Origin of the sequence: Corynebacterium sp. HMSC05C01, assembly GCF_001807155.1 — a bacterium.
GTDB classification, from domain to species: domain Bacteria; phylum Actinomycetota; class Actinomycetes; order Mycobacteriales; family Mycobacteriaceae; genus Corynebacterium; species Corynebacterium coyleae.
On record NZ_KV787950.1, the window covers coordinates 82646 to 90869 of the forward strand.

General features: G+C 61.8%; 3 protein-coding genes. All 3 read right to left on the bottom strand.

Annotated elements, in window-relative coordinates:
• On the bottom strand, window positions 1-4495 hold a 4495-nt coding region (locus HMPREF3145_RS04735), incomplete at its 3' end, for an Eco57I restriction-modification methylase domain-containing protein (RefSeq protein ID WP_246817503.1).
• A gap of 4 nt (window positions 4496-4499) precedes the next feature.
• Window positions 4500-7376, bottom strand: coding sequence for a DEAD/DEAH box helicase (locus HMPREF3145_RS04740; protein WP_070422099.1), 2877 nt, complete (start codon window positions 7374-7376; stop codon window positions 4500-4502).
• A 110-nt stretch (window positions 7377-7486) separates the two neighbouring features.
• Window positions 7487-8035, bottom strand: coding sequence for a hypothetical protein (locus HMPREF3145_RS04745; RefSeq protein WP_141740815.1), 549 nt, complete (start codon window positions 8033-8035; stop codon window positions 7487-7489).
• Between the last annotated feature and the right edge of the window lie 189 nt (window positions 8036-8224).

The window sequence follows — 8224 nt, forward strand, 5'->3', positions numbered from 1 at the left end:
GCGGATGCGTCCACGTCCGATCCGCCACCGACAACTCCGCACCGTCCTTCAACTTCGCGTCCGCCTTCACAACCTCCTTCGGCACCTTCCGACCATTCGCATCAAACCGATCCTCCTGGTCATAACGACGCATCACCGGAAACTGCGTCCGGTAAATCATGCACAACTCATCCGCCGTCACACCCAACGACAACGCCACAATCGCATCAATCTCCACCTGCGCAGCACGCCGCTCCTCATCCTTACGCAAAGGCGTATCGACGCCCCAAGGTTGCCCCACAACCTCCTCCCACAACGGGGCATAGGCCTCGGTGAGGCAGTTGAGGCGAAGGTAGGCTTTAGAAACGTCGCTCTTGAGTTCGTTGAGTACCCAGATTGGAACACGCTCAATGAGGCTTGGCCATAAGTGTGTTCCGGCACATCTCACGAAGAAGTCGACAAGCAGCGATGACATGAATGCACCAGCCACCACTACAACCTGGGAATTCTGTGAACCGTCCGGCAAGCCTGCTGAAATGACACCATTGACATGAGCTACCCTCGGCGGGATTATTGCCGGGTAGAGAGTACGGAACCCGCTTGGTGCAGACATTTGGCGCCATGCGATTCTGAATGGGTATCTAGCTGAAACCGCCCTCCCCTCAAGTTCCCATTCTGCGTAGTCAGCATCGTACGTCGGTTTCGCAGATCGATCTGGCTTATAGCCAGTAGCCGCGATTGCATCTCTACCTAGATCCTCTAGATCGAGACTTTCCCAGTTGTCCTTCTTCAACGACGGGTCCGGCTGCTTATTGCATGGGTTTGCAACCCCTAAATGTGTCCCTTGAAGGATTACATCGTTCAGAGTTCGGGGACACCCCCACTCTGCCTCAAAATAGCCCTTCTTTTTGTCAATTGATTCGTCCCAACCGCGAGCATATTGCAGACCGAGCCGCTCAATCCTGGGCAGCTGGCCCAGGTGCGCCAGAATTCTCGCGGCCTGTTGATTTACGGTATAAATCGTTCGCGCTTCCTGGGGTGGCGTTTCCTCGTCTTCGAGTATCGAGCGCCAAAGTTCAAGTGTATCGAGATTCACAAATTGAATGCGATCGCGATGGGGCCGAAGGTCCCAATTGTCATTTTCATCCTTGAAAGATGGAAGAGGTCCTTCGCCGTCGTGCGCTAAAGACTGTTCAACAGTGATCGGGTGGTGCGCGCTGCCGCAGAAGCTAAAACCAATTTTGTCGCGCGACTCTCCGTAAACCGAGACATCGAAATTCTTTTCATCTTTATTAATGTCGAACAACCCGAGCTTGTTGGTGAAATGCCAAAGTCGACGCAAGCGGTGATATGAGGCGCGGCGTAAGGCGGTCGCTTTGGACTCGGTGAGATGACTCTTGGGATGTATGAGAGAAATAACGCCGTCGGGTGAAGTATTTCCCCAAGTCCGTTCCATGAATCCGCGGTACAGATCAGGTTGTTGGCCGACGAGGTGCGGGTACCGGCCGGTGTCCTTAAGTACTGCCGAAGTCGCAACCGACTCGCCGAGGCCGCTGAACACAGTCGCTCGAGTCGCGGTGTCCTCGTTCCACCGTTCTCGGCGCACCTTTTTCGCGGCCTGGGTCGGCTTGTGCGCCAGCGAGAACCACGGATCAGCTTCGGAGTAGAGCGCGTCCAGGTCAGTGCGGGGCCGCACCCACGGCGGGTTGCCCACCTGGAGGTCGAAACCACCGCGGGCGAAGACAGCCGCGAAGTCGAGATCCCAGTGGAAGAAGCCCTGCTCCGAGGCGACTCTGCGCACGGTGTTCAGCCATGGGTGCTTCTCCAACACAGTCTCGATCTTGCGTGCGCCGGAGAGTTCGATCTCAGTGCGCTCGAGCTGAACCAGGTCATCCCAGCTGTCGGCGCGGCCGAGCTGTCCCTGCGCCGCATCACGTGCGGTGATCTCGGTACCCAAAATGTCGTTGAGCGTAACCAACCACTCGTCGAAGTCTGGCAGCTCATCGGTGGCCGTGAGTGGCCAAAAAGTCAGGGCATTCCAGGCGTCCATCACTAGGCGCAGGCGCAGGTAGGCACCTTCGGCGTCGTGAAGCAGCTCGCGCTCAATCTGCTCGCGGCGGACATTCTTCGCGTTGTGCTCGGTCTCGCGGCCCCAGAGATCGATGTCGCGGCGGATCTGATCTTCAGCGATGCGCATCTTCGACAGCGTGATGGCCCACAAGGATTCCACGCGCGCGGCCAGGTTGGTCAGCTTCTTCGCCTGCTCCTTGGTGGGTGCCTTGCGGGTCACGGACCTCCTCCACGCCTTCATGGCGGTGATCTCGTTCTTGGCCAGGGTCTTCAGGTCCTTCGCGTCCGCGGCCGCGCCCCAGGTGGAGGAGGGGAGGAGGAACTGGTGGATGCGGCCAGCAACGTTGATGTCCTTGGGTTCGCCGGCGTCGATAGCCTCGGCCAGGTTTTGTACCGGCTCCCGGCGCGGCACGGCGGTGAGCCACTCACGTTTCTTCAGCTGTGCGGTGGAGTAGGTCGACCGCAGCGCACCGATGAGCGAGTTACCGCGGCGCAGGTGCAGGCCGAACCACGGTGCCTTGAGCTGGCTGGTCATAGTGTCCAGCCACAGGGAGATCTCGGCGAGCTCCACCGCGGTGGGGTTGAGGTCCACGCCGTAGACCTGGTGCAGTGCGATGTGGGCCTTGACTTTCTGCAGCTCAACGGCGCGGGTCTCGGGGTCGATTTGGGCGTCCAGTTCGTCCTCGCGCAGCTTCAGGTACAGCTCCGCGAGCTGGCGCACGGCTTCCACGGCGAAGGCGCCGGAGCCCATGGCGGGCTCGCAGATGGTCAGGCTGAGTACGTCATCGGATGTTTCGATGCGCCCTTCTTCCTGAAGCACCTCGATAGCCTGGCCGACGGTGAACTCGGTGAGCACCTGCGGGGTGTAGAAGGACGCGGAGCGCTCGCGGTCGCGGCTGGACTGGCGGAAGACGAAGGAGCCGGCCGGGTGCTCGCGGCGCACCTTGGAGGTGCCGCCTTCCTCCATCTGCTTGGTCTCCATGACAAAGCTGTCCTGCGGCACGGTGTCCGCGGCATGGGTGGGCAATACCCAGGAGCCCTTGGAGGCGTCGCCCTTCGGCGCGACCTCGTAGAGGTCTTCCTGGGCGATGAAGCCGTGGTAGGACATCAGGCCCTCGTAGACCTGGCCGAGCTCCGTCACACCCAGGGTGGCGTAGGAGATGAAGCCGCGGTCCTTGCCGGCGGAGACCTTCGACAGCAGCAGGTTCTGCAGGACGCGGGTCAGCGCGTCGTTGGAGAGCTTAACTTCGTCGATAAGCGAGGTGGCCTCGCGCTTGAACAGGTCCGCTTCGAGGTTGCGGAAGGTCAGGCCCTCGTTCTGCGCGTCCTGGTCGGCGCCCGCGGTCTCGAGCGGCTCGTGGCCGTCGTTGACCTGGGTGAACAGCAGCTGCAGCGAGTCGTAGAGGTGCGTGCCCCGGCGCGCCTTGTCGGTCACGGGCGGGTTGAGGATCTGGTCGCGGAGGCGGTCCAGGCCGTAGCCCTCCACGTACTCCGGTGCGCCGGTGGGCAGGATGGCCAGCTCCGGGGAGGCCTCGGCGAACAGCAGGAAGAGGATGCGGTAGAGGTAGCGCAGGGATTGGTGCGCCAGCTCGTTGCCGTCGACGCAGTCGATGGGCAGGTTTTGCTCCCGACGGCGGTTGAGGACATCGTTGCCGATGATCTCGATGGACTCGCGCACCGCGTCGCGCAGGTCGCCGGAGACCTTTACGGCGTGCTGCTGGGATTCCTCTCGGGTTTCGGCCCACCAGGTGGTGCCGTCGGCGGCGCGCTCCAAGTTCTCGCGGGCGAAGATGACGGCGACGCGCTCGAGCTCGCCGGCCTTTTTGGTGTCGTTGCGCTCCACCGCCAGCTGCAGGTTCACGGCGAGGTAGCGGCCCAGCGGCCAGGACTCGCGCTCGGCGAGTACGGCCCACGCACCGGCGAGGACCACGATGAACTCCGGGGGTTCGGCGGCGAGGAAGAGGTCGCCGACCAGCTTGGACACCTTCGCCTGCTCCGGTTCCTTGCCCTCCGCGGCGATGCCGCCGGTGACGGGGAGCGTGGTCAGGTCTTCCTCGGTGGTGCGGAGTTCAACTTCTTGGTCACCGTCCTTCGGCTTCTCCGGTGCAGCGCTGACGACCACCAGGGTGCCAGCGTTACCCACCCAGCCGTGGTAGACAAACGTGTCCCCGGCGCGGGTGTAATGCTGTTTGGTAGGGGTGCCGTAATTAAACGTGGCACGCACGAGCTCGGCGGTTTCGACTTTGGTGGCGAAGGCTTTTTGTAACTCATTACGCCGCGCCTGCAAGCGTTTAACGGGGGAGGGGATGTTGGATTCCTTCTCTAACTGTTTCCACTCCGAAACGCGCTTACCCAATCTCTTAGTGAAGGACTCCCCTTCATCAGCGGTGAAGTAGTAATCATTGATCCATTCATCAACGTTGATGATTGAGTCGTAGGTAGCCATTGATCTACTGCTCCTTCGGCAGAACGAGGACGAGCGGGCGGATAAGTTCACGGTCTGGTTCAAGCGAGGCGATCAGCGCGCGCTCCTCAGCAATCAGGTTCGCGGATCGGCCAACGCGCAGCACCTGCTGGCTGTCGTCCTTGGCGTGCTGCCAGCGGTCGGCGCGGTCGATCCAGTACTCGATGCGGCTGGATGCGTGGTTGCGGGCGGCGGCCATCATCGGCTGCAGCTGGTTACCGGCGATCTCCACAGACTTGGCGACGAGCTCTTGCGCGTTGTCCGGCAGTTTGAGCGTTTCCGGGTTGATGGCGTTCTCGGTCAGCCCGATGCCGCGCAGCCAGGCCACTGGGTCCTCGATGGTCTTGGGCAGCATGCCGCCGGCGACGGTGACAAACGCGCGGGAGACCACCTGGCCGCGCTTGTTGGTCAGCGTGGCCATCAACAGCACGGTGGGCATCTCCACGTCACCTTCGATAGCGGTGATCTGGCCAGACGACAACGACGCCAGCGCTCGGTCGGCGGCCCAATCCGTCACCGGGTGCAGCGGACCTAGGAAGTGGGCCTTGGGCCACGTGGAACCGTCCTGGCCGGTGCGCGCGTTGCGCAGGATCTCGTTGCCCACCGCAGTGTTGGTGGCCAGGAGGAACTTCTCGCGCACCTTGCGGTCCGCCAAGTAGTCCTGGGGCAGCACGTCCAGGCGGCGGCGCAAGTCCTCCGGCGGGGCCAGCTCGGCCACGCCGTTTTTGCCCAGCTCGTAGGCGACACCGTTGGCGGCGAGCGCCTTCTCCGGCGCGCCGTAGAAGGCCTCGTTCAGTGCGTCCTCCAGGTAGGCAATCTCCGAGGCGTACAGGCTGGTCGTGTGCGGGGCACTTGGGTCGGAAACGGGGTTTTCCGAAGGTTCGTCGTCAAGCCCGAAGCCCGACATCCACAGATCGATGAGATCCTCCTCCGACTGCGCATCCGCGCTTGCAACCTGCTCAGGAGACTTGACCACCTCATCGAAGCCAGCCTGGTTCTGGATCACCCGGCGAATCTCATCCGCCTCGCCGGAAACGGTGTGTTTACCGATGAGCGAGCCGACGTCGCCAAGCAACGCATGTGCCTCGTTCTCACGGTTGATCAGCTTGGTCAGCACATGTAACTCGCCCACATAACCACCCTGCTTCGTGTCCAGCAGCAGCGCAGCGATCTGCGGGGGCTCCATCTGCCCGTAGCGGTCCACGCGGCCGTTACGCTGCTGGATTCGGATCAGCGACCACGGGATGTCGTAGTGGATCAGGTTGTGACACAGGGTGTGTAGGTTCACACCCTCGGATGCCACGTCACCGGTGATCAGGATGCGTAGTTTCGAGCCCTCGCGCTTGAATTCCCCTACAAGGCGCATCTCCTCTTCGTCCGAGAGCTCGCCGTGCATGACCTCGACCGCACCGGCCGGCATCTTTAGGTCTCTTACGAGGTTCTCCCGAAGCCAATACAGCGTCGCAACGCGCTCCGAGAACACCACCGCCCTGGTCTTCTTCCCCTTACCAACTCCGATTTTTCGCAAATATTTGACCAATTCCCGGTATTTGTTGGAGGAGAGGTCGGTGACGTTTGAGTTCAGTTGCGCCAGGTGCTCTAGGGCTTTCCGTTGGTTGCTTTCTTTGGTGGGGATCTCTTTGAGGCGGTTCTCAATGGTCTCTCCCAGCGCGGCGGGGGAGGAGAGGAACGCCTTGACCAGAGTCCACGGGAAAAGGCGGTCCTGGGCCGGGTTGGTCTTTGCGTTGTCTGGGTGGATCCAGGTCTGCTCCAGCTCCCCCGCGACGGCATTTTCCTCCGCGGAGGCCTCCACGAGGATCGTCTTAGGTTCCAGTCGCTCCGCCCACTGCTCGCCGACCACGCTGGCTACCTCGTCGCTGTGACGGTGGCGGCGGATGACCAGGCGGGACACCGCGTCCTTGTCGATCTCCCCGTTCGGTAGCACCGCCGTGGGGTCCAGCAGGCGGAGGATCTCCTTGAAGCTTTCCGGTTTGCCGTTGTGCGGAGTGGCGGACGCGAGCAGGAGCGCCTCTGTGGTGGAGGCGAGGGTGCGGGCCAGCTCGTTGTTCTGGGTGCCCACGTTCGTGGCGTTATGAATCTCATCGATCACCACCGCGTCCCAGCGCACCTTCTCCAGCTGCGCGCGGTACTTCGGGCTCTTCAGCGTGTCCATGGACACGATCACGCGCGGGAAGTAGGTAAACGGATTGCGGCTGGCCGGCAGCATCTGGCGCACCCGCTGGATGCCGGTGGAGTCCAGGCGCACCAGCGGGATGGCGAAGCGGGACCACAGTTCCTGCTGGAACTGCTCCATGATGTGCTTCGGCGTGACCACCAGGATGCGCTCGCCGCGGCCGCGACGGATCAGCTCGGAGAGGATCATGCCGATCTCGAGGGTCTTGCCCAGGCCGACGGCATCCGCAATGAGGACACGGGGGCGGAGGTTGTCGTCGGAAAGCGCCTTGCGTACGGCGGTGAGCTGGTAATCCAGCGGATCCATGAGCATCTGGTCCGCCACCGACAGCTCCTCCTGGTAGAGGGGCACCGGGGTTTGGCGCAGGGTGGTCTCCAGCCACAGGCGCGTGGTGCGGTAGCCGGGGGAGCGGTCCGGGACGACCTCCACGTTGGCGGGGTCGAAGACCTCGACGTCGTCGATGGCGGTGTAGAAGCTCGCCGTGGTGTCGCGGACGTAATCCGACAGGCCGCGGACCTTGAGCAGGTATCCGTCCACGGACTGGGTGACGCTGGTGATCAGCCACAACTCATCGCGGACCTTGACCATGAGGCCGGGCGCGTAGGCGGTGGAGTTCGCCGCATTATCGGTGCGCGCTTCCTGCGCTGCTTCCTGCGTGGGAGAAGACATACTAGGCAGGTTATCCGGCGCGCCCGATGCGGGGGAGGTTTATATCGGACGGGTGTTTGAGTGGGGGTTGGTTGCGTGACGTTTCACGTGAAACGGTGGTGGCTTCTTGGCTAGCTGGCCGGCTGGTGGGTGTAGCCAGTCTCAGGCGTGTAGGTCCACTGCTCGTTGAGATGGTCGATGAAGCTGATTTGGTCCACGCGCCACGTGTTGGCGTACACCACGGGCTTGAACCGCTCGTTCTCGTTGATGGAGACGAGGTTGCCCCAGCCGTACTTCGTCGTTTTGTGCTCGATGAAGAACTCGCCCACGGGCAGTGCGACCATCTGGTGCGACTCGTGACAGGTCCTGTCTTTGTCCTTGCACTTGACCTCCACCCGGAAGTCCTTCACCACCGTCGCACGCGGGCCCTTGTTACTGATCACCACTCCCCACTGGTTGTCGTCCCGCTTCGCCCAGTAGGCGTAAACACTCATCGCAACCGCGTTGCGCCGTTGCTCGTCGTCCTTTTCGCGTTCCTCATCCTTGAACTTTTGGTTGTCATCCCGCATTTTCTCCGCGAGATCATTGGCCTTATTCGAGGTTTTCAGTGCCATGGCCGCCAAAATCGCTGCGGCGGCAGCCGCAATTGCCTCAATCAGCGAGATGATGAAAGCTCCCATGCGGTTGAAGATAAAGGTCAAACGCGGGGCTTGCAGGGCAAGTAGTGGTTAATGGTACTTTGCCTTACGCTCTCACGAGCTTAAAGAGTGACGCATAGGTGCTGACGCCGAGGTGGCGGGACACTTCGCTATCCGCAATTTGCCCATGGCTCCATGCATTGTGTCTGATCTGATGTAGGTGGTCCAGTT